At 61.1% G+C, this 26,629-nt stretch carries 23 protein-coding genes; 15 read left to right on the top strand and 8 right to left on the bottom strand.

Annotated elements, in window-relative coordinates:
* Window positions 1-4 precede the first annotated feature (4 nt).
* Entirely contained in the window at window positions 5-1,084 is a 1,080-nt protein-coding gene (locus AC1V0D_RS02295) for an FAD-dependent oxidoreductase (RefSeq protein WP_009091289.1), read from the bottom strand.
* A gap of 76 nt (window positions 1,085-1,160) precedes the next feature.
* Between AC1V0D_RS02295 and AC1V0D_RS02300 the strand changes: the two genes are divergently transcribed.
* The 4 genes from AC1V0D_RS02300 to idi all read left to right on the top strand — a co-directional run bounded on the left by AC1V0D_RS02300 (window position 1,161) and on the right by idi (window position 5,685).
* Window positions 1,161-1,616 (top strand): MarR family winged helix-turn-helix transcriptional regulator, encoded by a 456-nt coding sequence (locus tag AC1V0D_RS02300; protein WP_482906920.1) that lies wholly within the window; start codon window positions 1,161-1,163, stop codon window positions 1,614-1,616.
* Window positions 1,617-1,799: 183 nt separating this feature from the next.
* A complete protein-coding gene (locus AC1V0D_RS02305) occupies window positions 1,800-2,909 on the top strand; it encodes a suppressor of fused domain protein (RefSeq protein ID WP_009091285.1) in 1,110 nt (369 codons plus the stop codon).
* A 191-nt stretch (window positions 2,910-3,100) separates the two neighbouring features.
* A complete protein-coding gene (locus tag AC1V0D_RS02310; protein WP_046101475.1) occupies window positions 3,101-4,996 on the top strand; it encodes a methyl-accepting chemotaxis protein in 1,896 nt (631 codons plus the stop codon).
* A 146-nt stretch (window positions 4,997-5,142) separates the two neighbouring features.
* Window positions 5,143-5,685, top strand: a complete 543-nt coding sequence (idi, locus tag AC1V0D_RS02315) for an isopentenyl-diphosphate Delta-isomerase (protein WP_009091282.1) — start codon at window positions 5,143-5,145, stop codon at window positions 5,683-5,685.
* A gap of 55 nt (window positions 5,686-5,740) precedes the next feature.
* Here idi and AC1V0D_RS02320 read toward each other — a convergent pair whose 3' ends face one another.
* The gene (locus AC1V0D_RS02320; protein ID WP_111207696.1) at window positions 5,741-7,216 is read right to left on the bottom strand and encodes an MFS transporter; all 1,476 of its coding nucleotides are present in this window, start codon (window positions 7,214-7,216) and stop codon (window positions 5,741-5,743) included.
* A gap of 304 nt (window positions 7,217-7,520) precedes the next feature.
* Here AC1V0D_RS02320 and osmF point away from each other — a divergent pair, with 304 nt between their 5' ends.
* From osmF to AC1V0D_RS02340, 4 genes are read left to right on the top strand one after another with little or no spacing between them, the layout of a single operon-like run.
* Window positions 7,521-8,432, top strand: coding sequence for a glycine betaine ABC transporter substrate-binding protein OsmF (gene osmF / locus AC1V0D_RS02325; RefSeq protein ID WP_046101477.1), 912 nt, complete (start codon window positions 7,521-7,523; stop codon window positions 8,430-8,432).
* A 3-nt stretch (window positions 8,433-8,435) separates the two neighbouring features.
* Entirely contained in the window at window positions 8,436-9,611 is a 1,176-nt protein-coding gene (locus AC1V0D_RS02330; protein WP_482906921.1) for an ABC transporter permease, read from the top strand.
* Window positions 9,604-10,551 (top strand): ABC transporter ATP-binding protein, encoded by a 948-nt coding sequence (locus AC1V0D_RS02335; protein ID WP_046101478.1) that lies wholly within the window; start codon window positions 9,604-9,606, stop codon window positions 10,549-10,551. Before AC1V0D_RS02330 ends, AC1V0D_RS02335 begins: the two co-directional genes overlap by 8 nt.
* Complete coding sequence (locus tag AC1V0D_RS02340) at window positions 10,539-11,270, top strand: ABC transporter permease (RefSeq protein ID WP_140924501.1); 732 nt, start codon at window positions 10,539-10,541, stop codon at window positions 11,268-11,270. The genes AC1V0D_RS02335 and AC1V0D_RS02340 overlap by 13 nt, the downstream gene beginning before the upstream one ends.
* Before the next feature lie 176 nt (window positions 11,271-11,446).
* On the opposite strand, the gene AC1V0D_RS02345 is transcribed toward AC1V0D_RS02340, so the two are convergent.
* On the bottom strand, window positions 11,447-12,181 hold the full coding sequence (locus tag AC1V0D_RS02345) for a MerR family transcriptional regulator (protein WP_009091268.1): 735 nt from the start codon (window positions 12,179-12,181) through the stop codon (window positions 11,447-11,449).
* A 149-nt stretch (window positions 12,182-12,330) separates the two neighbouring features.
* Here AC1V0D_RS02345 and AC1V0D_RS02350 point away from each other — a divergent pair, with 149 nt between their 5' ends.
* From AC1V0D_RS02350 to ybiB, 4 genes are all read left to right on the top strand, one after another.
* Complete coding sequence (locus AC1V0D_RS02350) at window positions 12,331-12,894, top strand: helix-turn-helix transcriptional regulator (RefSeq protein ID WP_111208963.1); 564 nt, start codon at window positions 12,331-12,333, stop codon at window positions 12,892-12,894.
* Window positions 12,891-13,409 carry a GNAT family N-acetyltransferase gene (locus AC1V0D_RS02355; protein WP_111208964.1) on the top strand — a complete coding sequence of 173 codons (519 nt, stop codon included), beginning with the start codon at window positions 12,891-12,893 and terminating at the stop codon, window positions 13,407-13,409. The genes AC1V0D_RS02350 and AC1V0D_RS02355 overlap by 4 nt, the downstream gene beginning before the upstream one ends.
* A 151-nt stretch (window positions 13,410-13,560) precedes the next feature.
* Window positions 13,561-15,729 (top strand): ATP-dependent DNA helicase DinG, encoded by a 2,169-nt coding sequence (gene dinG, locus AC1V0D_RS02360; protein WP_482906922.1) that lies wholly within the window; start codon window positions 13,561-13,563, stop codon window positions 15,727-15,729.
* Between the two features lie 26 nt (window positions 15,730-15,755).
* Window positions 15,756-16,724 carry a DNA-binding protein YbiB gene (gene ybiB / locus AC1V0D_RS02365; RefSeq protein ID WP_482906923.1) on the top strand — a complete coding sequence of 323 codons (969 nt, stop codon included), beginning with the start codon at window positions 15,756-15,758 and terminating at the stop codon, window positions 16,722-16,724.
* 1 nt (window position 16,725) lies between these two features.
* Here the strand turns inward: ybiB and AC1V0D_RS02370 are convergent, their stop codons facing one another.
* From AC1V0D_RS02370 to hutH, 3 genes are all read right to left on the bottom strand, one after another.
* The gene (locus tag AC1V0D_RS02370; protein WP_482906924.1) at window positions 16,726-17,883 is read right to left on the bottom strand and encodes a M20 aminoacylase family protein; all 1,158 of its coding nucleotides are present in this window, start codon (window positions 17,881-17,883) and stop codon (window positions 16,726-16,728) included.
* A 203-nt stretch (window positions 17,884-18,086) separates the two neighbouring features.
* Complete coding sequence (hutU, locus tag AC1V0D_RS02375; RefSeq protein WP_150029455.1) at window positions 18,087-19,772, bottom strand: urocanate hydratase; 1,686 nt, start codon at window positions 19,770-19,772, stop codon at window positions 18,087-18,089.
* Window positions 19,773-19,787: 15 nt separating this feature from the next.
* Window positions 19,788-21,338 (bottom strand): histidine ammonia-lyase, encoded by a 1,551-nt coding sequence (gene hutH, locus AC1V0D_RS02380; RefSeq protein WP_046101485.1) that lies wholly within the window; start codon window positions 21,336-21,338, stop codon window positions 19,788-19,790.
* A 305-nt stretch (window positions 21,339-21,643) separates the two neighbouring features.
* Between hutH and hutC the strand changes: the two genes are divergently transcribed.
* A complete protein-coding gene (gene hutC / locus AC1V0D_RS02385; protein WP_009091253.1) occupies window positions 21,644-22,399 on the top strand; it encodes a histidine utilization repressor in 756 nt (251 codons plus the stop codon).
* Here the strand turns inward: hutC and AC1V0D_RS02390 are convergent.
* Window positions 22,383-22,925: a HutD/Ves family protein gene (locus tag AC1V0D_RS02390; protein ID WP_267372509.1), complete on the bottom strand. Its 543-nt coding sequence runs from the start codon at window positions 22,923-22,925 to the stop codon at window positions 22,383-22,385. The two genes, hutC and AC1V0D_RS02390, sit on opposite strands and share 17 nt — an antisense overlap.
* Window positions 22,922-24,277 (bottom strand): formimidoylglutamate deiminase, encoded by a 1,356-nt coding sequence (locus tag AC1V0D_RS02395; RefSeq protein WP_482906925.1) that lies wholly within the window; start codon window positions 24,275-24,277, stop codon window positions 22,922-22,924. Before AC1V0D_RS02395 ends, AC1V0D_RS02390 begins: the two co-directional genes overlap by 4 nt.
* 81 nt (window positions 24,278-24,358) lie before the next feature.
* Here AC1V0D_RS02395 and hutI point away from each other — a divergent pair, with 81 nt between their 5' ends.
* Both hutI and hutG read left to right on the top strand, forming a co-directional pair.
* Window positions 24,359-25,576 (top strand): imidazolonepropionase, encoded by a 1,218-nt coding sequence (gene hutI, locus AC1V0D_RS02400; RefSeq protein ID WP_482906926.1) that lies wholly within the window; start codon window positions 24,359-24,361, stop codon window positions 25,574-25,576.
* Window positions 25,573-26,364: an N-formylglutamate deformylase gene (hutG, locus tag AC1V0D_RS02405; protein ID WP_482906927.1), complete on the top strand. Its 792-nt coding sequence runs from the start codon at window positions 25,573-25,575 to the stop codon at window positions 26,362-26,364. Before hutI ends, hutG begins: the two co-directional genes overlap by 4 nt.
* Window positions 26,365-26,629 lie beyond the last annotated feature (265 nt).

The raw sequence follows: 26,629 nt of genomic DNA on the forward strand, positions 1-26,629 counted from the left end.
CGGTTTACTCTTTTTCGCTGAACCAGTTCTGAAAACCAGACAGGGCATCGGGCATCATGCCGTGCGCGCGTTCCATAATCTTTTTTTCCGCACTGCGTAATCCATCGAACGGTTCTGATGACGCGCAAATGGCCAGGGCGACATCAGTGGCATCAAGCATGGCAAGATTGACACCGACGCCGACCGGTGGCATCAGATGAGCAGCATCCCCAATGAGCGTGATGCCCGGACGCGGTGTCCAGTTAAAATCCGCAGGCAGGCTGTAGATGGGACGTCTGACATATTCAGCAGGGGCATTAACAACGGCCTGAAGGGCATCAGCCCACTCCCGGTAAGCGTCTCGCACATATGAAGCGATATCGCTGCACGCACTATCCCGCTCAATACGTTCAATATCTCTTTTCATCGCCGCATAAACGCAGATCCTTCCGCCCCCGTTGCGCTGTGTGACCAAAGCCTCCGCCCCGCCAAAGCTGAAAGCGGTTCCTTTTCCAGCGATACCATCGATTCGTCGGGAGGGGCGATCTATCCAGCCTTCAAAAAAGGTGATGCCCGTGTATTCAGGACGCGTCTGCGTCAGGTAGCTTCTTACCCGTGACCAGGCCCCATCCGCACCGATGATAATATCTGCCTCAGAATCTCTTCCGTTTCCGAAAATCAGCCTGTACCTGCCATTCAGGCCCGTATCGACGTGATGAAGCTTATGCCCCCACTGGAGGGACTCTGGCGCAAGGGCACTCAGCAGCAAATTGATTAACTCACCGCGGTCAATTTCGGGTTTATCGATTTCACCTTCCGGCATCAGGCTGTCATCTACCGCCTCTCCGGTGCGGTAATCCAGCATCCGGCTTTCCTGATCCTCATGTCTGGCTATTTTTATGAAGGGTTCCAGCAGGCCCGCTCTGCGCAGAGCTTCCTGACCGCTGTCAGGATGCAAATCCAGCGATCCTCCCTGGTTTCGTTCAGCATCCCCTGACTTATATTCAAACACCTGGACGTTAAAACCATTGCGCTGAAGTATGACGGCCGCAGTGAGTCCGGCTGGACCACCACCAACAATCGCGATATTCGGTTTGTTCGGCATAGGGATTTCTCTCTGCTGTGGAGTGTATACTCTATAATCACAAAGTTGACATATCAACCTGAAGGGTCAGACAGAGATGGATAGCACCGGGATTTCAGATAAAGAGTGGATGGCATGGCGGGGTTACCGCCGGCTTGCAGAAGTCATAACGGGTCGTATTGTCAAAAATATTACTGAGGCCACCGGTCTGTCCGGCGCGGATTTCATGATTCTGATGGAAATCAGTAAAAGTCCGCAGGGCGCACTGCTTCAGCGTGAGTTGCTGGAATACCTGGAGTGGGACAAGTCCCGGCTTTCACACCAGCTTTCACGCATGGCTTCCCGGCAACTTGTGCTGAGAAATCGTCATGACCCGGCTGGCATTTCGGTCAGCCTGACAGATACAGGGCGTCAGACGCTCGCAAAAGCGCGACCGGTGCATGCTGAGAGTGTCAGGCAACATTTTCTCGACAGGCTGACACCTGAAGATGTCGATTTGCTGATCGGGATCACGGGGCGATTGCGGCAATCTGGCAGTGGCTTCATCGAATAATCCTGTTATGACCCTGCTGAGCTGGGGGCCGGCATCAGGAAAGGTCGCCGACGCAGTGAAATTCGTGTCGTCTCCGTCCATCCTTCCCACTTTGAGACTATTACCCTTGTCTCCGCGTGCAGCAGTCACGATCCTGCTCTATTCTCGGGGAAAATGGATTCCTCCAGGCTTTGTCGAGGCACTATGACGTACAAATCCCTGATTGCTGAAGTCCACAATCAGCAGCGCACCCTCACCGCTATTGTCGAACAGGATGCGCGCACCGCCTATTTTTACATCTGGCCCACCGACCTGTTCCGCAGTCAGTATGCGGTGCGCGGCTGCTGGCTGCGAAACCTGCTGCCCGCACCGGCGCAGGAAGATCGCGAGGCGATGGAGCAGGGCATTGCGCCGCTGCTCAGCGCCGAATATTGCCGTAACCTGGAAGCGGAGCCTGCACTGAATCCCGCCGGGCTGCAGGTTCTCTGGGAGCCGAGCGATGATGGCGCGGCGCTCTGGTATTACGGTCAGCTGCTGGCGGTGATCCCCGGCTGGAGTCTTTACCAGGATAAGCAGGTCAGCTTCTCTGCGGGCTGCATCAAAAAGAACCGGCTGACGGCCCCGCTGGGTTCGGCCTCGACCAATGACTACTATGCCCGTGCAGAGCAGCAGCGTCAGTTCTGGCGCGAATGGCACGATGGCAGCGAGTGGGACAAGGTTCAGCAGGATCTCATGGCCTGCTATCAGAGCCGCTTTGGCGAGTCGGTGAAATATTACGCGATCGATCAGGGGAGCTGGCCGCCGATGGCGATCTCCCAGCACTGGCATCAGGGTGTCTGGTACTTCCTGACGATTGGCATGAGCATCCGGCCGATGCCGCAGGTCGACTACCTGTTTGATGAGCTGGCACCGCAGTATCGCCGTATCGAGCTGGGGATGGCGGTGGATGGCGAGGTCATGACCGAAGGCAATGCGGTGCAGATGGCGAGTGCTCTGGCGGAGTTTGTGCATCTGCCGTGGGCGCGCCTCACCTGGCTGGGGGAGGGGCATACGCTGGCATCGGAAGTCGCGCCGGTCGGCTTTGAGAGCTTCCTGCTGGCAAATGAGCTGGCCAGCGAACCGGCACAGTTTAAACTGCCCAAGCGCGATGGCGATCGTCCCACACTGCTCTGGACCACGCCGATCACCGAAGCGGAGCGGCAGTTCGCCCAGGCGGATGAGCATGGCGGTCAGAAGTTACGGGAATTGTTAACCGCTGGCGGCAGTAACCACATCTTCCGTCCGCGTCAGGAGGTTGTCGATTCAGAAGGCTAAGCCAGGCAAAACAGGCCTCTCCGCCCCTTCCCCGGCTCGGGCCGGGGAGGTTATAATCCCGCAATGAAATTAAATTTTCACAAAAATTAAACATTTATCAATTCTGTGATCCCGCTCACCTCAAGTTCCCCGTAAGCGAGCCGTTAACCCGGATCAGGCAATCGCGCCATACCAGGTTCAGGGGAACAAAGATGTTTAAAACAACACAATCCCGCTTTACCGCAACAATGATCGCGTTCTTTGTTGCGCTTTTACTCGTTACAGTTTGGGTCATCAATCAGTTTGTCGCACCGCAGCTGGTCGACAGCGAAAGCCGTCTGGTGCGTTATCAGGTCGATTCACTGGCCTCCGGTATCGTCGAGCAGATGAACCGCGTTCAGGCTCAGCAGCGTGCGATTACCGAAGCGGCCTCCGTCATGGACAGCGCCACCATCGACACCCTGCTACCGACGCTGGTTAACCAGTATCAGGACAGTAATGTCTTCGGCGGCGGCATCTGGCCGTTGCCAAATCGTCGCGATCCCGCCAAAGAGAAAAACAGCAGCTTCTTTGCCCGCAATGCCAGCAACGAACTGCAGGTCAATACCTACTGGAACTCCGATGCCGCCGACAAATACTGGGAGCAACCCTGGTATAAGGATGGCCTGGCCGCCCCGAAAGGGCAGTGCGCCTGGGCAAAAGCCTATCAGGATGCTGCCAGCCCACAGCCGCGAACCAACTGTGCCATGGCGATCTACCGCAACGGCACCGTCTGGGGGGTGGCAACCATCGACGTGACGCTGGGATTCTTTAACCAGCTGGCGAAGCAGATGGGCGAAACCATCCAGGGCAACGTGCTGATCGTCGAAGCGGATGGCAAAGTTGTCGGTAACGGTGCGCTGGTGAATGCCGCGCCGAAGCTGGAGAACCTGGCCGATGTGCAGACGCCGATGGCAGCGCCCCTGAAAGCGCTGCTGAGCGGGGCGGGCACCCAGCCACTGGAAACCACCTATGACAGCAGCGAAGGCGAGCAGACGCTGTTTCTGCAGGCCATTCCCGGCAGCCCATGGTTTCTTGCCAGCAGCCTGCCGACCAGCCTGCTGAAAGCGCAGTCGCACAACATGCTGACGCGTCTGGGCCTGGTGCAGATTCCGCTGGCGGTGATCCTGCTGCTGGTGTCGCTGGGCTTTGTCCGCGCCATGATGAAGCGTCTCAGCGTGCTGAACAGCAACATCGAAGCGCTGTCGACCGGCGGCGCGGACCTGACCCAGCGTCTGCCCGCCAGCAACAGCCCGGAGTTCAATGCCGTTGCGCAGAGCTTTAACCAGTTCATCAGCTATCTGCAGGGGTTAATCCAGCAGGTGGGCGACAGCGCGCTGGCGATCACCGCCGCGTCGCGCGAGATCGCCAGCGGCAACGCCAATCTCTCTTCGCGCACTGAAGATCAGGCCAGCTCGATTGTGGAAACGGCGGCGTCGATGGAGCAACTGACCGGCACCGTGCGTCAGAACGCCGATAACGCCACTCACGCCAACCAGCTGGCGGGCGATGCCTCGCAGGTTGCCGCACGCGGTTCAGAAGTGGTGCGTCAGGTCGTCACCACCATGGGCGAGATCCACCATTCGTCACGTAAAGTGGTCGACATCATCAGCGTGATCGACAGCATCGCGTTCCAGACCAATATCCTGGCGCTGAACGCCGCCGTCGAGGCAGCCCGTGCCGGTGAGCAGGGGCGCGGTTTTGCGGTGGTCGCGTCAGAAGTGCGTAACCTGGCGCAGCGCTCAGCCAATTCGGCGCGTGAGATTAAAAAGTTAATTGAAGAGTCCGTGGCGAACATTGATACCGGCAGCGCGCTGGTGGAGCAGGCGGGTCAGACGATGGATGAGCTGATGCAGGGCGTCAGCAGCGTAACGACGCTGATGAGCGAGATCATGTCAGCCAGCCGGGAACAGAGCATGGGGATCGAGCAGGTTAACGTGGCGATTACGCAGCTGGATGGCACCACCCAGCAGAACGCCGTGCTGGTCGAGCAGGTTTCCGCTGCGGCTCAGGCGATGGAGGCGCAGAGTACCCAGCTTGAGCAGGTGGTGCAGAGCTTCCGGCTGTAATTCTTCCTCAGGCCAGCGTTGCTGGCCTGATTTTCGTCTGGCGTCATCCGCTTACCTCTGCCCGATAAGGGTAAAAATTCCTTTCTGTTACGCCCAAACCCCGAATCTTGTGCCAGAATAGTTGAGAATAATCTCAAGGAAACGCCATGTCTGCTATTGAAGTTATCCTCGTTGACCACCTCGATCGTCCCACCGGCAAAATGGAAAAGCTGGAAGTGCATGAAAAAGGACTACTGCACCGCGCGGTGACGGTCTACGTCTTCAATTCCCGGCAGGAGCTGTTACTGCAGCGGCGCGCCAGCGATAAATATCACTGTGGTGGCTTGTGGAGTAATACCTGCTGCGGGCATCCGTATCCTCATGAATCGACCCGTGACGCCGCTGAACGCCGCCTGCGCGAAGAGATGGGCATGGTGGTGACGCTGACGCCGGTGTTTGAGCTGAGCTACAACCTGAAGCTGAGTAATGGCCTGACCGAGCATGAATATGGTCACGTCTTTTTTGCCGTCTGCGACAGCCTGCCGCAGCTCAATCCGCAGGAAGCGGACGCCTTCGATTATCGCCCGATGGCGTTGATTGAAGAGCAGATGCAGCAGCAGCCAGAGCAGTTCACGCCGTGGTTTTTGCATACCTTCCCGCGTATCCCGGACTATCTGGAGCAGTTTCCTTTCCCGGCCGTTACGGCATAAAAAAACCGCACTGAGGTGCGGTTTTCCTGCGCTCTGTCCACGCCCTCAGCGCGGATTATCGCGGCAGCTCAAAATCCTCTGCATCCACATCATAGCCCGATGGTTCCCAGCGGATGGCCAGCAGGGCCAGCAGTCCGGCCAGCGGGGCCAGGAAGATCACCCAGAACACGCCGGTGCCGAGCGCCGCAACCAGCACCGGGAACAGAAACAGTGAAACGGTCGAACTGCCGCGCATCAGCGTCTGATTGAAGCCGACGCCCACACCCCGCAGCGACGTGGGGTAGCTCAGTGACGCAAAGGTCATGGTGTGCGAGCCGGGCCCGAATCCCTGGCCAAACAGGAACAGCGCCAGCATCCCGATCGCGACAGCCGCTTCCTGCCCCCCTTCCGGGCGGCCAATCAGCGCCAGTCCGAGCAGCGCCACACACTGACAACTGTAACCCGCCACCGACATCTTCCAGGCACCCAGACGCGGCACCAGACGCACCGCCAGCAGCCCGCCCACAAAGGCGAACAGCAGATTCAGCGCCAGCGACACCAGAATCGTGGTCAGCATCGACTGGGCAAAAAAGCTGGTGATGATCACCGGCAGGCCAAATGCGACGGCGTTATAAGCAAAGGATGAGGCGATAGAGGTAATGGTCGCCAGCAGCGTGCGGCGGCGATAGACGCCCTGCAGCAGCGCACCATAGTTGCGCCAGCTCGCCCTGCGCACCGGTGTAACCGGCGTCAGCGCGGCATCGGGTGCCACCTGCGCGTTGATATTCCATGCGCTGCGTAAGATCGCCGCCGCCCCTTTCAGGTCGCCCTGATTGGCCGCCCAGACCGGCGACTCACTCATGTAACGACTGCGGATAGCGATAATGACTATCGCCGGCACGGCTCCAAACCCAAGGATCAGCCGCCACAGCCAGTCGGTATGGCTCTCCGGCAATACCGCATAGAGCAGCAGCACCAGCAGATAGGAGATACTGATCGCCGCGTACCAGGTCGGGCACCACATCGCCACGCTGGCGGCTTTATTCCCCTTACCGCGCAGCTTCGAAAACTCCGCCAGGAAGGCCATCGCCACCGGCAGATCGATGCCGACACCCAGGCCCATCACAAAGCGCGCTGCCCCCAGCACATACTCATTGGGAGCAAAAGCACAGGCGATAGCCGCGACGACGAAAAAGAACATATCGGCCATAAAGACCCGATAGCGGCCAATCTTATCGGTGAGGTAGCCGCCGAGCAGCGCACCCACGATCGCCCCGAAGGTAATCGCGGAGGCGATCATGCCGGTGCCGGTCGGCGTAAGATGAAATTCGCGCGTCACATCTTTGATGCCAAAAGCCAGCGCACCCAGATCGTAGGCGTCAAGAAACACGCCACCCAGCGCAATCGCCACCACGATGCGGGCATTATTGCGGGCGCTGTCGCCACTATTCACTAAACGGGAGACGTCAGCGGCGCTGCGAATCCATTGCGTTTCCCCGGCGGGCGAACGCCCGGCAGTCGCCACATGGGCAGAAGAAGTCAGGTCGGACATGATGTTGTGCGTCTTTTATTATAAAAACAGATTTTCGAGAATAGCCGTTTAGACGCCCAGACGTAAATTCATTTGAGTTATATAAAATTATTTTATAATCTCAAATCGTTATCAGATTGCGAGAAAGTCAGCGGCATCACCGCCGCGCCAGGCTACGCTTTTAAGGCAGAGAATTTACCGCTTCGCGCCCTGCCAGCATCGACTCAGAAAGCAGGAGAGCAGTCTGATCGCTCAGGCGCACCATTGACGCCTCGCGAAAACATCACGCTATAACAACACGCGATAATGCGATAAGGAAAAGGTCATGGTCAGAATTCGGGGTTGGATCGGCGTCAGCGCCTTACTGCTCAGCATCGGGGTAGCACAGGCAGCCGATCCGGTGCGGGTCGGCTCAAAAATTGATACTGAAGGCTCGTTGCTGGGAAATGTGATTCTTCAGGTGCTGGAAAAGCATGGCGTGAAAACCGTGAATAAAATCCAGCTCGGCACCACTCAGGTGGTGCGTGGCGCGATCACGGCGGGCGAACTGGATATCTATCCGGAATATACCGGCAACGGCGCGTTTTTCTTTAACGATGAAAAAGACAGCGCCTGGAAGAATGCCGCCCAGGGCTATGAGAAGGTGAAAAAGCTCGATGCGGAGAAAAACCATCTGGTCTGGCTGACACCGGCACCGGCTAACAACACCTGGACCATCGCTGTGCGAAAAGATCTGGCCGAAAAGAATCAGCTTACCTCTCTGGCCGACCTCAGTGCCTTTCTGAAAAAAGGCGGGACCTTCAAACTGGCGGCGTCGGCAGAGTTTATTGAACGCAGCGACGCCTTACCCGCCTTTGAAAAAGCCTATGGATTTAACCTCACGCAGGATCAGCTGCTGTCGCTGGCTGGCGGCGATACCGCGGTGACCATCAGCGCGGCGGCACAGCAGACCTCCGGGGTGAACGCGGCGATGGCGTACGGCACCGACGGGCCGGTGGCGGCGCTGGGTCTGCAGACGCTCAGCGATCCGAAAGGCGTTCAGCCGATTTACGCCCCGACACCGGTGATCCGCGAATCGGTTCTGAAAGCGTACCCACAGATTGCGGAATGGCTGAAGCCGGTATTCAGCGCGCTGGACGAGAAGACGCTGCAACAGCTCAACGCAAAAATCGCCGTGGACGGTCAGGATGCCAGCAGCGTCGCGACCGAATGGCTGCAGCAGAAGAAGTTGCTGTAACCGATGGTGTTATCGCGGGAAGCGATACGTCGCCCGCTACAGCAGCCGGTGGCCCTGCTGCTGCTGACGCTGCTGAGCCTGGCGCTGGCGGCGCTGCCGTTTCTTAACTTCGCCCCGAACCGGCTGGTGGCCGGGGAACCGCTGATGGGCTCGCAGATCAGCCGGTTCGGGCTGCTGCTTGTGCCGCTGCTGACGCTCTGGCTGCTGTTATGGCGGCCGCCGACGCGGGTAAACCTGGCGCTGGCGCTGCTGGCAGCGCAGCTGATGCTGACCGCGATCCTCTGGCTCAGTGGTCATCAGGCCACGCTGCTCAGCCAGCAGGGCAGTCGTCTGGCACGTACCAGCTTTGCCAGCGGCCTGTGGTGCAGCGGCGCGCTGCTCCTGCTGCTGATCACCGATCGGGTGCGGCAGATCACCCGTCACCGGCTGGCTCAGCTGCTGCTCAATCTGCAGGTCTGGCTGCTGCCTCTGCTGCTGCTCTTCAGCGGTCAGCTCAGCGACCTCTCCCTGCTGAAAGAGTATGCCAACCGCCATGCGGTGTTTGATGCCGCACTGGGACGCCATCTCACGCTGCTGGCCGGCACGGTGCTGCCGGCGTTGCTGATAGCGCTGCCGCTGGGGGTCCTGCTGTTCCGGCGGCCAGGCTGGCAGAGCGGCGTCTTTGGCGTGCTGAATGTGATCCAGACGGTGCCGTCGGTGGCGCTGTTTGGCCTGCTGATTGCGCCACTGGCCGGACTGGCAAATCACTTTCCGTGGCTCGGGGCCTGGGGCATCAGCGGCATCGGCATGGCCCCGGCGCTGATCGCCCTGGTGCTCTACGCCCTGCTGCCGCTGGTACGCAGCGTGGTGGTGGGGCTGCAGCAGGTGCCACACGAGGTGCGCGAAAGCGCGCGCGGCACGGGGATGAGCGGCTGGCAGCAGTTTGTCGCCGTCGATGTGCCGCTGGCGCTGCCGGTCTGGCTGGCGGGTCTGCGGGTAGTGGTGGTACAGACGCTGGGTATGGCGGTGGTCGCCGCGCTGATTGGGGCAGGCGGCTTTGGTGCGATTATTTTTCAGGGCCTGTTAAGCAGCGCGCTCGATCTGGTGCTGCTGGGGGTGATCCCGGTGATCGCGCTGGCGGTGGCGATCGATGCGCTGTTCCGCCTGCTGATCTCACTGCTGGAGAGAAAAGATGATTGAGTTCAGGGGCGTTTCCCGCGCCTTTAACGGCAAAACGGCGGTAAAAGATCTGTCGTTACAGGTGGCGGAAGGGGAGTTCTGCGTGCTGCTCGGCACCTCCGGCTCCGGTAAATCAACCACCCTAAAGATGATCAACCGGCTGGTGGAGTTCGACAGCGGTGATATCCGCTTTGCCGGTGAATCAATTCGCCAACTGAATGCCCGCACGCTGCGGCGACGCATGGGCTATGCCATCCAGTCGATCGGACTGTTTCCGCACTGGACGGTGCAGAAGAATATCGCCACGGTGCCTGAACTGCTGGGCTGGCCCCGCGCGCAGATCAACGAACGCATCACGGCGCTGCTGGCGCTGCTGAATCTGGACGCACAGTTGCTGAAGCGCTATCCGCATCAGCTCTCCGGCGGGCAGCAGCAGCGGGTCGGCGTGGCGCGAGCGCTGGCCGCCGATCCGGAGGTGCTGCTGATGGATGAGCCGTTCGGGGCGCTCGATCCGGTAACGCGAGGCGCGCTGCAGCAGGAGATGCTGCGTATCCACCGGCTGTCGGGGCGCACCATCGTGCTGGTGACCCATGACATCGACGAGGCGCTGACCCTGGCGGATCGCATCGTGCTGATGGATAACGGTGGGATTGTTCAGCAGGGCAGGCCGGTGGAGCTGCTGACCCGGCCAGAAAATGATTTTGTCCGCGACTTCTTTGGTCGCACGGAAATGGGGGTAAGACTGCTGTCGCTGGAGCACGCCGGAGATGCCGTCCGGCGCGGCGAGTGGCTGACGGGCGAACCCATCGCCGCGACGCTGACGCTGCGTGACGCCCTGTCGCAGTTTATCACCCGGCGCACCGATAAACTGCCGGTGGTCGACGATCAGCAGCAGCCGCTGGGCGTGCTGCACTTTAGCGATCTGCTGCAACTGCGCGAGGGATTAGCATGCGCTGGCTGAAAGATCCGCTGCTGTGGCTGGTGCTGCTCTACGGCGCGCTGCTGGCCCTGATGCCCTACAGCGGGCCGCTGTTTCACACATGGTTTCCCGACCTGGCGCGGCCACTCTATCAGCAGGAGAGCTTCTGGCAGCTGACGCTGGCGCATCTGCTGCTGGTGATCACGGCCAGCCTGCTGGCGATCGTTCTGGGCATCGGCAGCGGCGTGCTGGTCACGCGGCACGCCGGTCGCGCCTTCCGGCCGCTGATGGAGACGATCGTGGCGGCGGGGCAGACGATTCCGCCGGTGGCCGTGCTGGCGATTGCCGTGCCGGTGATGGGCTTTGGGACCTGGCCCGCCGTCGTTGCGCTGCTGCTCTATGGGTTACTGCCGATTTTACAGGGCACGCTGGCCGGACTCGACAGCGTGCCCGCCAGCAGCCGGGAGATCGCTACCGGGCTGGGTATGAGCCCCTGGCAGCGGCTGTGGCAGATCGAACTGGCGCTGGCTGCGCCGGTGATCATCGCCGGAATACGCACCTCGGTGATCATTAATATCGGCACCGCCGCCATCGCCTCGACGGTCGGGGCGAAAAGTCTGGGGTCACCGGTGATTATCGGCTTAAGCGGTTTTAATACGGCGTATGTGATTCAGGGGGCGTTGCTGGTGGCGCTGCTGGCTATCGTCAGCGACCGCCTGTTTGAGCGCCTGCAACGCTGGCTTAGCGTGAGTGAACGATGAGAGAGTATCCGACCAGCATCAGTCCGCTGGTGCCGCCGACGGCCATGATAAAAAAGAGCGTGGCGAAAAAGGCTTTTTTGCAGTTCATGGAGAAAACCTGAGCGTGTTAACAGTGAGGCGGGGATAATAGCGCGCGCGAGGCAGCAGGCAAAGCGCCCGGCGTGCGTTTTTTGTTATCAGGCGGGTTCGTGCAACCGCACGGAATAGCCCTGTTCCTGCCAGTGTGACAGCTGTTCCTGCTGACGACGGGTCAGTTTTTTACCGGTAAAGACAAACATGTTCATGCCGGGAAAGAGTTCAGGACGCGGCACGTCCAGCGGTTCGGCCAGTACATCAATCCGCCAGCCGTGCTGCGACAGACGCCAGCCCTCCAGCCAGATGCGGGTGCGATCCTCGATACCCCAGCCGATGATCAGCGCATCCTTGCCCGATTTTTTGCGGCTGCCCGTCAGGCAGAACGCGACATAGTCGATCAGCAGGCCATCCAGCAGGCTGCACATCGTGCGGGCGGTGTTCTGGTCCAGACTCAGCTTCTGGCGCACCGGCATAAAAACGTGGTCGATCAGCGCATCAATCGGATGCTCGCGGCCAATCGCGGCAATTTTGTTACGAAGTTTTGCGGGTCTGACGTGGCGCAGAACGCTGATCAGCTCATCCTGCAGGGTTGTCCAGCCATCATGGGCATCCACGTCGCCCCCTTCCAGCAGTGCCTTGACTTTACCGACCGGCACGCCGCTTTCAATCCAGCGCATGATCTCTTCGATGCGCTGTACATCTTCTTCATCAAACTGACGATGCCCGCCTTCGGTGCGCTGTGGCTTCAGCAAGCCATAACGACGCTGCCAGGCGCGCAGGGTGACTGGGTTTATGCCACAGCGCTCGGCGACGTCACCGATACTGTATAAGGTCATAAATGCCTCTTTCGATTGGTCTGAGTGCGATTACCATAACGAAGCCAGTTAAGTTGTACAATACATTTCGCAATGTACAACTTGACTGATACGCCTGTTTTTAGCTATATCTCATTTCAGAGAATAATTCCCTTATATGAGAAAATACCATGCCGGAGCTGAATACGGAGCAACGACTGGCGGTAAGGCTGGCAGAATTACGCCTGCAACGCGGCTGGTCACTGGATGAACTTTCTGTCGCCACCGGCATCAGTCGCGCGTCATTATCGCGCATTGAGCGAAGCGAGACCAGCCCTACTGCCGCATTGCTTAACCGGCTGTGTGCCGCCTACGGATTAACCATGTCTCGCCTGCTGAGTGAGGTTGAGGAGTCGTCGAGTCTGCTGGTGCCTTATGATCAGCAACCGGTCTGGCATGACTCGTCCAGCGGTTTTATCCGCCGCAATGTTTCACCGCCCGCACTTCATTTTAGATGCGAACTGGTAGAGGGCAAATTACGGCCTGGTGCACGCATTGAATATGATGCGCCACCCATCCAGGGACTGGAGCAACATATCCTGCTTCAGGCAGGCGGCCTGACCGTATCGGTGGCCGAACAGCAGTGGACGCTGAAGCCCGGTGACTGTTTACGCTTTCACCTCACCGGAAAATCGGCTTTCGAGGCGCATCTGACCGAAGGCGCACACTATCTGCTGGCGGTGGCAAAACCATGATCGATTATCAGAGGCTTTCACCTGAACAGGCACAACAGGAGATCGATGGGCTGACGGCAGTGCTTCAGGCCTGCGTGGCCGATGGCGCCAGTGTCGGATTCGTGGATGCCGCCGATGTGGCGGTGATGACGCGCTTCTGGCAGCAGCGGGTAGCCAGTCTGACCAGCGGGGAGAGCGAACTGCTGGTGGCGCGTCAGCACAACCGGATTGTGGCGACGGTGATCCTCAGTCGCAGCGCGATGCCGAATGGCCGCCATCGGGCCGACGTCAGCAAGCTGCTGGTGCATCCGCAGGCGCGGCGTCAGGGGATTGCCCGCGAACTGATGCAGCGCGCTGAGCAGCTGGCCCGCGGGCAGGGCAAAACGCTGCTGGTGCTGGATACCCGCAGCGGTGACGTTGCCAGCGATCTCTATCGCTCGCTGGGCTGGCAGGTGGCAGGGTCGATCCCCTTTTATGCCGAGTCGACGGCAGGCGTGCTGGATGCCACCACCTATATGTATAAGGTGCTGGCGTAGCCTGCTTCTGCGCCGGACGACCCGGCGCTGAACGCCTCCGCGATATCCGCTGAAATTTCCGACGGCGCACGAAAAATTCAGCACGAAAGCTGACGCCGCCGGGATACTGTGTAAAAATACAGGCCATTTTTTCGGTGTGGTAACGCAACTCATGGCCCTGACAGCCGCAGTAAAAAGCCAGATAGCGCAGTGGTATAAAGCGCTTTCGCAGCAGGTGCCTGATTTCATTCCGCGTGCGCCGCAGCGTCAGATGATCGCCGAAGTGGCAAAATGTCTGGCTGGCGACGATGCGCGCCACCTGGCGGTGGAAGCGCCGACCGGCGTGGGCAAAACGCTCTCCTATCTTATTCCCGGTATCGCGGCCAGCCGCGCCCAGGAAAAACGGCTGGTGATCAGCACCGCCAACGTGGCACTGCAGGATCAGATCTTCACCAAAGATCTGCCGCTGCTTAAAAAAATCATTCCCGATCTGACCTTTACTGCCGCCTTTGGACGCGGACGCTATGTCTGTCCGCGCAATCTGGCCGCGCTGGCAGCCGATGACGATCAGCAGGGCGATCTGCTGCTCTATCTGGACGACGACGCCGTCAGCAGCACCAAAGAGGAGCAGACGCAGTGTGGCCGCCTGCAGAAGTCGCTGGATCGCTATCAGTGGGATGGCCTGCGCGATCACAGCGAGGAGAACATCAGCGACAGCCTGTGGCAGCGGCTCTCCACCGACAAGGCGAGCTGCCTGGGCGCGCACTGCCGCTGGTATCGTGAATGCCCCTTTTTTGTCGCGCGCCGCGAGATTGAGCAGGTGGATGTGGTGGTGGCGAACCATGCGCTGGTGATGGCCGCGATGGAGAATGAGTCGGTACTGCCGCCCGCTAAAAACCTGATGCTGGTGCTGGATGAAGGGCATCATCTGCCGGAAGTGGCCCGCGATGCGCTGGAGATGAGCGCCGATATCACGCCGGGCTGGAGCAGCCTGCAGCTCGATCTCTTTATCCGGCTGGTCGACGGCATCATGACCCAGATGCGGCCGAAATCGCCGCCGCCGCTGGCAAACCCGGAAAGGCTGAAAGCGCACTGCGATGAGCTGCGCGAACTGCTTACGGTGACCGCCCAGGCGCTGAATCCGCTGCTGCCGCCCCATAACCAGCCGGGCGAATATCGCTTTGTGCTTGGGGCGCTGCCGCAGGAGTTACTCGACCTCTGCGCCCGGCTGTTTAAACTCAGTGACGCGCTGCGCGGGCTGAGTGAAGGCCTGATCAATGCGCTGAGCGAGCAGACGGGCAAGGTCGACGTCGTGCGGCTGCACCGTAATCTGCTGCAGCTCAATCGCCAGTTTGGCTGGTTCGAATCGATCAGCAAACTGTGGCGGCTGGCGGCAATGGAGAAAGCCTCCGGTGCGCCGGTTTCAAAATGGATCACCCGTGAGCTGCGCGAAGGGCAGGCGCATCTGCTGTTTCACTGCGCCGGTATCCGCGTCAGCGATCAGCTGGAGAAGATGCTGTGGCGCAAAATCCCGCATGTGGTGGTCACCTCCGCCACGCTGCGTTCGCTCAACAGCTTCAACCGCCTGCAGGAGATGTCGGGACTGAGCGAAAAAGCGGGCGACCGCTTTGTGGCGCTCGACTCCCCGTTCAACCACGTCGAGCAGGGCAAGCTGGTCATCCCGCAGATGCGCTATGAACCCCTGATGTCGCACGAGGCGGAGCATATCGCCGAAATGGCCGGTTTCTTCCGCCAGCAGATGAAAGAGAAAAAGCACAAAGGGGTGCTGGTGCTGTTTGCCAGCAACCGGGCGATGCAGCAGTTTGTCACCTCGCTGCCCGATCTGCGGCTGTCGATGCTGGTGCAGGGCGATCAGCCGCGCAGCCGCCTGGTCGATCTGCACCGGCAGCGGGTTGCTAAAGGCGAAACCAGTATTCTGATTGGCCTGCAATCCTTCGCTGAAGGCCTGGATCTGAAAGGCGATCTGCTGAGTCAGGTGCATATTCACAAAATCGCTTTTCCCCCGGTAGACAGTCCGGTAATTTTGACCGAAGGCGAGTGGCTGAAAAGCCTGAAGCGCTATCCGTTTGAGGTGCAGAGTCTGCCCAGCGCCTCATTTACCCTGATTCAGCAGGTCGGACGCCTGATTCGCAGCCATCAATGCTATGGCGAGATCGTGATTTATGACCGCCGGTTGCTGAGCAAAGCTTACGGCAGCCGCCTGCTGGCGGCGCTGCCCGTCTTCCCGATTGAGCAGCCGGCAGCGCCCGAGCCGGAAGCGATACCGGCCGCCGTGGTGCCCAAAACCAGCGTGCGAAAACGACGTCCTACGCGGCGCTGAGCCGCGCACTTAACCGGAAGCGAGTGATGGAACTGAATAAAATTATTAAAGAGATTGGTCGCGGTAAAAATCATGCCCGCGATATCGATTTTGAGAGTGCCGTGGCGCTCTACAGCGCCATGCTGGCGGGCGAGGTGCCCGATCTGGAACTGGGCGGTATCCTGATTGCGCTGCGCATCAAAGGCGAAGGCGAAGCGGAGATGCGCGGCTTTTATCAGGCGATGCAGGCGCAGATGATGCAGCTGCGTGCGCCGGAAAACCGGCCCATGCCGATCGTGATCCCCAGCTACAACGGTGCCCGTCGTCAGGGCAACCTGACGCCTCTGCTGGCGCTGCTGCTGGTAAAATTCGGCTTTCCGGTGCTGGTGCATGGCGTCAGCGACGACGCGACGCGCATTACCAGCGAGGCGGTGTTTGCGGCGCTTGGCATCGCACCGGTCACGACGGCAGAGGCGGCGCAGGCCAGACTGAATCAGGGCGAGCTGGCCTTTATCACCATCGATCACCTCTGCCCGCCGATGGCGAAGCAGCTGTCTCTGCGCTGGCGAATGGGCGTGCGTAACAGTGCGCACACGCTGGCAAAACTGGCGACCCCGTTTGCGGAGCGGGCGGCGCTGCGTCTGTCGAGCGTCTCGCATCCGGAGTATGTGCCGCGTGTGGCGAAATTCTTCAGCGACATCGATGCGCCAGCCCTGCTACTTAATGGCACCGAAGGGGAAGTGTATGCGAATCCGCAGCGCTGCCCGGCGATCAGCATGATTCAGGGCGCGGGAGCCGAAACCGAAGTCTGGGTGGAGCGTCAGCCAGAAGTAGCCGTTGAGCTGCCGGCAGATAAAACGGCAGAGGTGACGGCGCGCTGGATTGAGGAGGTGCTGAATCAGCAGCGCCCGCTGCCCGCGTCGCTGCGGCTGCAGATCGCCTGCTGCCTGCGCGCCAGCGGTCAGTGCGATTCACTGGCGGCGGCGGAGGAGCAGATCCGCGCCGCCGGTTACTGACTCAGGATTGCGGCAGGGCCTGTTCCACCAGATCCTGCCAGAAACGGATGCCAATCGGCAGCAGCGCGTCGTTGAAATCATAGCGGGCGTTGTGCAGCGGCGCAGAGGGGGTTTCTCCATCTGCGCCCAGCCAGAAGTAAGCGCCAGGGCAGGCTTCCAGCATGCAGGCAAAATCTTCCGACGCCATCGACGGATTCACCTGCCAGTGAACCTGTCCGGCACCCAGCGTCGCCAGCGCCACCTTGCGCACCTGCTCAGCGGGCAGCGCATGGTTAGCGGTCACCGGATAGCCCGGCAACCAGTGCACTTCACCACTGACGCCAAACGGACGCGGCAGAGTCGCCACAAACTCATCAATCAGTCCGCGCACCTTATCGCGCACGCTGGTCTGCAGACAGCGCACCGTGCCGCGCAGCACAATCTGCTCCGGGATAACGTTAATCGCCTCGCCACCGTGGATCTGGGTCACGCTCACCACCGCTGAGGCGAGCGGTGACAGGCGACGCGACGGGATCGTCTGCAGCGCCAGAATCAGCTCGGCGGCGACCACCATCGGATCGGCTCCGCTTTCCGGCATCGCCGCGTGGCAGCTTTTGCCGTGCAGGGTGATTTCAAACGAGTCCAGCGACGCCATCATGGCGCCGGGATTCACCGCCAGTGACCCCAGCGGCAGCCCCGGCCAGTTATGCATCGCGTAGATGGCATCCATCGGGAAGCGCTGGAACAGTCCCTCTTCCACCATTCTGCGTGCGCCACCGAGGTTCTCCTCGGCAGGCTGAAAGATGAAATGCACGGTGCCGCTGAACTGACGCGTCGCGGCCAGCTGGCGGGCAGCGGCCAGCAGCGTGGCGCTGTGACCATCGTGGCCGCAGGCGTGCATCACGCCCGGTGTGACAGAGCGCCACGCCGCTTCCCCTTTCTCCGTGATCGGCAGCGCATCCATGTCCGCCCGCAGGCCAATGACCGGGCCAGGACCATTCTCCAGCGTGCCGATGACCCCGGTGCCCGCCAGGCCACGAAACACCTGCAATCCCGCCCGGGCTAACTCCTCCGCGATAAACTGGCTGGTTTGCTGTTCCTGGTAACCTAATTCGGGGTGGCGATGAAACTCACGGCGCCAGCGCAGGGCATCTTCAAGCAGGGCAGGGGAAAGGGTCATGCAGAGTCGCGCTCCATACAGAATGAGAAGATTTCACTTTAGAGGTCGTCTGGCGCGGCGTCTATCGCCGTCAGGCTTAAATCGGGCTATAGGCTAAATCAAAATGGAATAAGTAATAAGGAAGTGATGTCAGCGGCCTGCCGCCGGGTGCGAAGCGTGAGGTTGAACGCCGGGGCAGGCTGCGGCCTGCCCCGGTCAGGGTGTTACTTCTGCATGGGCAGGTTCAGGTCGTGCTCTGCGGCGCACTGCTGCGCCAGCTCATACCCGGCGTCGGCATGACGCATCACTCCGGTCGCCGGATCGTTCCATAACACCCGACCCAGACGCGCATCCGCCTCTTTGCTGCCGTCACAGACAATCACCACACCCGAGTGCTGAGAGAAGCCCATACCCACGCCGCCGCCATGATGCAGGCTGACCCAGGTCGCGCCGCCTGCGGTGTTCAGCAGCGCATTCAGCAGCGGCCAGTCAGAGACCGCATCAGAGCCATCTTTCATCGCCTCGGTTTCGCGGTTCGGTGAGGCGACCGAACCACAGTCGAGATGGTCGCGGCCAATCACCACCGGCGCTTTCAGCTCGCCGTTGCGCACCATTTCGTTGAACGCCAGACCGGCCAGGTGCCGTTCACCCAGCCCCAGCCAGCAGATTCGGGCAGGCAGTCCCTGGAAGGCGATGCGCTCCTGCGCCATATCGAGCCAGCGATGCAGCGTTTTGTGATGCGGGAACAGCTCTTTGAGTCGGGCGTCGGTCTTATAGATATCTTCCGGGTCGCCTGACAGCGCCACCCAGCGGAAGGGGCCTTTGCCTTCACAGAACAGCGGACGGATATAGGCGGGCACAAAGCCGGGGAAATCGAAGGCGTTGCTGACACCCTCATCCAGCGCCACCTGGCGGATATTGTTGCCGTAATCCACGGTCGGAATGCCCATATGACAGAAGTCGAGCATCGCCTGGACGTGGACCGCCATCGAGGCGCGCGCCGCTTTCTCTACCGCTTTCGGCTGGGAAACACGCTCCTGCTCCCAGCGCGCCAGATCCCAGCCAATCGGCAGATAGCCATTGATCGGGTCGTGCGCCGAGGTCTGATCGGTCACGATATCCGGCTTCGGCCCGCCCGCCCTGGCGCGTTTTACCAGCTCCGGCAGAATCTCAGCGGCATTGCCCAGCAGACCGACAGAAATCGCTTTTTTTGCGGCGGTGGCGTCGCTGATTAACGCCAGCGCCTCATCCAGCGTGGTAGCTTTGTAGTCGACGTAGCGGGTGCGCAGGCGGAAATCGATGCGCGACTCCTGGCACTCAATCGCCAGCACACAGGCGCCCGCCAGCACCCCGGCCAGCGGCTGCGCGCCGCCCATGCCGCCCAGTCCGGCGGTGAGGATCCAGCGTCCGCTCAGGTCATTGTTGTAGTGCTGACGTCCCGCCTCGACAAAGGTTTCGTAAGTGCCCTGCACGATGCCCTGCGCACCGATATAGATCCAGGAGCCTGCCGTCATCTGGCCGTACATCATCAGGCCCGCTTTATCCAGCTCATGGAAGTGATCCCAGTTTGCCCAGTGCGGCACCAGGTTGGAGTTCGCCAGCAGCACGCGCGGCGCGTCGGCGTGGGTGCGGAAGACACCGACCGGCTTGCCGCTCTGGATCAGCAGGGTCTCGTCCGGCTGCAGAAGCTGCAGGGAACGCAGGATCTGCTCGAAGCATTCCCAGTTGCGTGCCGCCTTCCCGATGCCGCCGTAAACCACCAGATCCTCCGGCCGCTCGGCCACATCGGGGTCAAGGTTGTTCTGAATCATGCGGTAAGCCGCTTCAATCAGCCAGTTAGCGCAGTGCAGCGTAGTGCCGTGTGGCGCACGAATCTCACGTGCCACAGCCTGAGAAAGAGTTTCGCTCATTACAGATTCCTTAATTCAAGAAGTGGAGCGCATGCTCGGCAGCAGCGCGGTCAATGCCTGAGGCCAGTCAGCGCGACTCGCCCACTGACGCATGGCGTCGATATCGGGTGCCAGCAGGCGATCTTCCTCCAGGAAGGCCACCTGCTGACGGATCTCATCTAACGCCTGCTCAATCAGCGCAGAACTTTTCAGCGGCCGGTTAAACTCAATACCCTGCGCGGCAGCCATCGCCTCGATGCCCACCACGGCGGCGCTGTTAAAGCACATGCTGCCGAGACGACGCGCAGCGTAGGTCGCCATGGAGACGTGATCTTCCTGGTTTGCAGAGGTGGGGAGGCTGTCGACGCTGCCCGGATGGGCCAGCGACTTGTTCTCAGAGGCCAGCGCAGCGGCGGTGACCTGGGCGATCATGAAGCCGGAGTTCACGCCGCCGTCACGCACCAGGAAGGGCGGCAGACCGGATAAGCCGCTGTCCAGCAGCAGCGCCAGCCGCCGTTCAGAGATGGCGCCTACTTCGGCAATCGCCAGCGCCAGGATGTCAGCGGCAAAGGCCACCGGCTCAGCATGGAAGTTGCCGCCGGAGATCACCTCACCGCTGTCGCTGAACACCAGCGGATTGTCCGAGGCGGCGTTCGCTTCGATTTCCAGAATCCGCGCCGCGTGGCGGATATTGTCCAGGCAGGCACCCATCACCTGCGGCACGCAGCGGATGGAGTAGGGGTCCTGCACGCGGCCACAGTGGGTGTGGGACTGCAGGATTTCACTTCCTTCGATCAGGCTGCTGACGGCGGCCGCGACCGCAATCTGGCCCTGCTGACCCCGCGCCTGATGAATACGGGCGTCGAACGGTTTCAGGGAGCCTTTAATCGCCTCCAGCGACAGTGCACCGGCCATCAGACCGGCGGCAAACAGATTCTCCCCTTCAAACAGGCCGCGCAACGCCAGCGCGGTCGAAACCTGGGTGCCGTTAAGCAGCGCCAGCCCCTCTTTCGGCCCGAGCACAAAGGGCGACAGGCCCACGCTTGCCAGTCCCTCTGTTGCCGGGATCAGCGCGCCATTGACCCGCACCTGGCCTTCGCCCAGCAGCATCAGCGACATGTGCGCCAGCGGCGCGAGATCGCCAGAGGCCCCGACCGATCCTTTTTCCGGAATGCAGGGCATGACACCGGCATTGAACAGCGCCAGCAGCGCCTCCACCAGTTCGATCCGCACGCCGGAGTGACCGCGGGCCAGGCTGACGATTTTAGTGGCGACCACCAGACGGGTGACATTGTCGGGCAGCAGATCCCCCAGCCCGACGCTGTGAGACAGCACCAGGTTGCGTTGCAGATCGGCCAGACGGCTGGCCGGAATTTGCGTCTGTGCCAGCTTGCCAAAGCCGGTGTTAATGCCATACACCACATTGCCGGAGGCGACGATCGCCTCCACGGTCTGCTGCGCCGTTGCAATCGCCTGACGCGCGCTGTCATCGAGGCTCAGCGTTACGTGACCCTGATAGATGGCGCGTAAGGTGGCGAGGTCTACCTCGCCTGGCACCAGGCGCAATGCCTGAGACGAACCTGACATAGTCTACTCCTGTCTATACAAGTGTGCTGGCACGGCTGAGCGGTTTTTCCTGCCCTGAACCAGCGGGATAAAGCGAGTGAAACATAAGTGTCTATTCTTGTCTATACAAGTAGCAAGGGACGTGCCAGGCCGATCACAAAAATGGAATGCCCGCCTGCTGCGGGTGGATGAGGAAACGAAGGCGGAGGCTGCACCATCAGGAGGCGGGCGCTGCACCAGCGGGGCACAGCGCGCCGGACTGGATGTATATACATTCACGCGGTGAGACAGTAAACTGAAGGCACTATCAGGAAAAGGAACAGCAAATGGTCGAGCATACGGCACTGGCACAACTGGCGGCGGCGATGAGCGATGAGCCCGCCCCGATTTATCAGCGGGTGAAGCAGGCGATCATCAGTCAGATCCGCGAAGGAATGTGGAAAGCGAATCAGCGTGTGCCGTCAGAAAGTGAACTGGTTAATGAGCTGGGCGTCAGCCGCATGACCATCAACCGGGCGCTGCGTGAACTGACCAGCGAAGGCTTTCTGGTCCGGATGCAGGGCGTCGGCACCTTCGTGGCCGAGATGAAAGGCTACACCGCCATGCTGGAGGTGCATAACATCGCCGATGAGATCGCCCAGCGCGGTCATCAGCACAGCTGTAAAATTCTCGCTATCGGCCAGAACAAAGCCGATCCTGAACAGGCGGCGGTGCTGGGACTGACCACCGGACAGACGCTCTATCATTCGCTGATTGTGCACTACGAGAACGATCTGCCGGTACAGCTGGAGGACAGGCTGGTCAATCCGCTGGTCGCCCCCGATTATCTGGCGCAGGATTATCAGCAGATGACCCCGTATACCTATCTGATGCGGGTTGCGCCGCTGACGGCGGGCGAGCACATTGTCGAGGCGGTGCTGCCCGATGTGCGTCAGCGCAAACATCTGTCGCTGGATGAGCACGAACCCTGCCTGCTGATCCGCCGTCAGACCTGGAGCGACAACAAAATCGTGACCTACGCGCGGCTGCTCTATCCCGGCTCACGTTACAAACTGCTGGGCCGCTTCAGGGGACACGGCTAAGCCGGGTAAACAGCAGCCGGGCGTCCCGGCTGTCGGGCATGAAACTGCACGCCTCATCGACCCACCATGCGCCCTGTCGGACGGTCAGCTGTTTCCCGTCGTCGCTCCGCCACGCGCCTGCCAGCACCCAGGCAACCCCGTGCAGGCTGCTGACGGGGGCGGTAACCACCTCAACCGTGGCCTGCCACTGCTCCCGCCGCGTCATAATGTTAAAGTCTTCACTGATGCTGCCCTGCAACTGCGCGGTCAGGGCCAGTTCGCCGGCAAATGACCAGGGCTGCTGCGGCATTAACCGATGCGCTGTGCCCGGCGCGGTAAGCAGGACCGGGTCGCCGTGCAGCAGGGTGATGATCCGATCGATGCCCGGAAAGGCTGAGAAGGGGCCATCCTGCGCCAGGGTGGCAATGCTGGCGCGCCAGCCAAAGGATTCCGCACCGGGCGGAAAGCTGACAATTTCGCGGGTTTCGCCTCCGCCATTACGCCAGCGGCTGACCGCCAGGTCAGCGTAAGAGAAGCGGGCGATCATTGCAGTGCCGCCATGGCCTGACGGAAGCGTCTGGCACACGCCGCCTGATGAGGATGCTCGCCATCGACGATCACCGCCTTACCCGCCACGTAGACATCCCGAATCTGATCGCGCTGACCGGCAAACAGCCAGCGGTTCAGCAGCGCCTGAGATTCCACGCTGCCGAGCCACGCCTCATCGCGCAGCACCAGCCAGTCGGCGCGCTGCCCCACCGCCAGCGTTCCCTGCTGAATGCCGCACGCCTGCGCACCGCCCGCCGCCGCCTGCTGCCACAGCAGATCGCCGACCGACGGCTGGCCGGGCAGGGTAATGCGGTTGCGGCGCTGATCGCGTAGTCGCTGCGCATACTCCAGCCAGCGCAGCTCTTCCTGGGCGCTGAGCGAGACATGGCTGTCGGAGCCGATGCCCCAGCGTCCTCCCTGCGCGATATACTCCCCCGCCGGAAAAATGCCGTCACCGAGATTCGCTTCGGTGGTGGGGCAGAGACCGGCAACCGCACCGCTGCGGGCGAGGCGCGTCAGCTCGCTCTCATCCAGATGAGTGGCGTGGATCAGGCACCAGCGTGCATCCACGGCAAAACGGTTCAGCAGCCAGCTCACCGGGCGTTCGCCGCTCCACGCCAGCGAGTCATTCACCTCTTTCTGCTGCTCCGCCACATGGATATGCACCGGCAGCGTCGGATCGCTCTCCGCCAGCACCGTCTCCATCTGACTTTCACTGACGGCCCGCAGCGAATGAAAACAGAGGCCGCGGTTCAGCAGGGGCCGCTGCTGCTGCCACGCATCCAGTCGCGCCTGCTGTTGCAGATAACGATCGGTCTGCTGAATAAAGCGTTTCTGCCCGGCAGTTGGAGGCTGGCTGCCAAAGCCACTGTAGCTGTAGAGCACCGGCAGCAGCGTCTGGCCGATACCGGCCAGTTCGGCGGCGTCGATCAGCTGCTGCATCATGGCGTCATCTGCATAGGGCGCGCCGCTGGGATCGTGATGCAGATAGTGAAACTCCGCGACCTGGGTGTAACCCCCTTTCAGCATCTCAATGTAGAGCAGGGCGGCGATGTCGCCCGCCTGCTGCGGCGTCAGGCGCTGCACCATGCGGTACATCCGGTCACGCCACGTCCAGAAGCTGTCCTGCGGATCGCCCGCCACTTCCGCCAGACCGGCCATGGCGCGCTGAAAGGCGTGCGAATGCAGATTAGCGATCGCCGGGATCACCTCACCGTTGAGCAGCACCGCCTGATCGGCGTGGCTCTCCGGGGTAAGAGCGTCGATAAAACCGGCCTGATTGACCGTGATACGTACCTGCTGCTGCCAGCCCTCCGCCAGCAGTGCGCGCGGGGCAAAAAAAGTCGCCATGGTTGATCCTCGTCGGATGTAGTTGTATATACATATACATACTTTAAGAGACAGTGTAAACGGTGGAGGCACGAGGCAGCGATGGCGGAAGATATGCAGGTAGAGACGGTCTGGACCGGGGCGGATCTGGTCACCATGCGGGACGGAAAGTACCACCTGATACCTGAGGGGGCGATGGCGGTGCGGGCGGGTAAGCTGGTGTGGGTCGGCCCGGCGGCTGAGATGCCCGCCTTCGTCGCCGCGCGGCATCATCATCTGCCGGGCGGTATCGTGACGCCGGGACTGGTGGACTGCCATACCCATCTGGTGTTTGGCGGTGACCGCAGTCAGGAATTTGAACAGCGCCTGAATGGCGTCAGCTATGCCGACATTGCCGCACAGGGCGGCGGCATCCTCTCGACGGTACGGGCGACCCGCGCCGCCACGGAGGAGGCGCTGGTGGCGTCGGCGCGCTGGCGGCTCGACCGCCTGCTGGCAGAGGGGGTCACCACGGTGGAGATCAAGTCCGGCTACGGGCTGGATGAGGAGAGCGAACTGCGGATGCTGCGGGCTATTCGCCAGCTGGGGCAGAGCGTGGCCGCCGATGTCCGTGCCACCTGCCTGGCCGCCCACGCCTTTCCGCCGGAGTTTAAGCATGACCCGGAGGGCTGGGTCGACATCATCTGTGAACGGCTGCTGCCGCAGGTGCAGGCGCTGGGACTGGCGGATGCGGTAGACGCCTTCTGTGAACATCTCGCCTTTTCACCGCAGCAGGTCGCGCGGGTGTTTGATCGGGCGGTGGCGCTGGGTCTGCCGGTGAAGCTGCACGCGGAGCAGCTCTCGGCGCAGGGGGGAGCGGCCCTGGCGGCCCGTTATGGTGCCCTTTCTGCCGACCACCTTGAATACGCCACCGAGGAGGATGCGAAAGCGATGGCGGCACACGGCACCGTGGCGGTGCTGCTGCCGGGCGCTTTCTATCTGCTGCGGGAAACCCGGCGTCCCCCGGTGGATCTCTTCCGGCAGCACGGGGTGCCGATGGCGCTGGCCAGCGATGCCAATCCCGGCACCTCACCGGCGCTGTCGCTGCGTCTGATGCTCAACATGGGCTGCACCCTGTTCGGCATGACCCCGGAAGAGGCGCTGGCGGGCGTGACCCTGTGGGGCGCCAAAGCGCTGGGGCTGGCTGACAGCCACGGCTCGCTGGAGGCGGGAAAAGTGGCGAACTTCGTTCACTGGCCGCTGGCCCGTCCGGCAGAACTGGTTTACTGGCTGGGCGGTGAGCTGCCCTGTACCGTTATCTATCGTGGAGAACCCCAATGAATCCCTTTATATTTACCCGGGGCAGCCTGCCGCTGCTGGTCAGTATTCCCCATGCCGGCACCGAACTGACGCCCGAGGTGGACGCCGGACTGAGCGACGCCGCGCGCGGTTTACCGGACACCGACTGGCACATCCCGCAGCTCTATGATTTCGTGCGCGACCTCGGGGCCAGTGTATTAATCGGGCGTTACTCGCGGTTCGTGGTCGATCTGAATCGCCCGCCCGATAATCAGCCACTCTACACCACCGCCACCACCGGTCTGTTCCCGGAAACCCTGTTCGACGGCACCCCGACTTTCCTGCCAGGCAAAACGCCCGATGCGGCTCAGCGTCAGGGCTACATCGACCAGATCTGGCAGCCTTACCATCAGCAGATCCAGCAGGAGCTGGCGCGGCTTAAAGCAGAGCACGGCTATGCACTGCTGTTTGATGCACACTCCATCGCCAGTGAAATCCCCCGCCTGTTTGAAGGCCGCCTGCCCGATATCAACCTTGGCACCAATGACGGTGCCAGCTGCAGCCCGGCGATGAGCGCGGCGCTGGAGGCAGTCTGCGCCGCGCAGCACGACTACAGCTGGGTGCTCAACGGACGTTTTAAAGGCGGTTACATTACCCGCGCCTATGGTCAGCCGCAGCAGCAGACTCAGGCCGTCCAGCTGGAGCTGGCGCAGCTGAACTACATGGATGAAACCCCGCCTTATGCCTGGCAGCAGGCGCGCGCCGCGCAGTTGCAAAAAACGCTGAAAGCACTGATCCACGCCATGCTGGCGGAGGGCAAGCCCCGATAATCCCACCACGGCGATGCGCCACCCCGGTGCATCGCCGCGCTGAACCGGTGCAGGCGGGTGCAGGCCGCCTGACTGCACGGCGCTCCCGGCCGCCTTTTTCCCTTTTGCAGAGCTGGCATAACCTTTGCTTGGTTGTATGTACAAGTACAGCAGCGCATCTATCACATCATAAATTCTGTCTGGCTCACAAAACAGTAAAGCCGGGAATGAACTGCGCCGCGTTAGCTTGTATATACATGACATATCATCCTGTGAAATTTATGTT

The organism is Pantoea sp. PA1 (genome assembly GCF_056856975.1).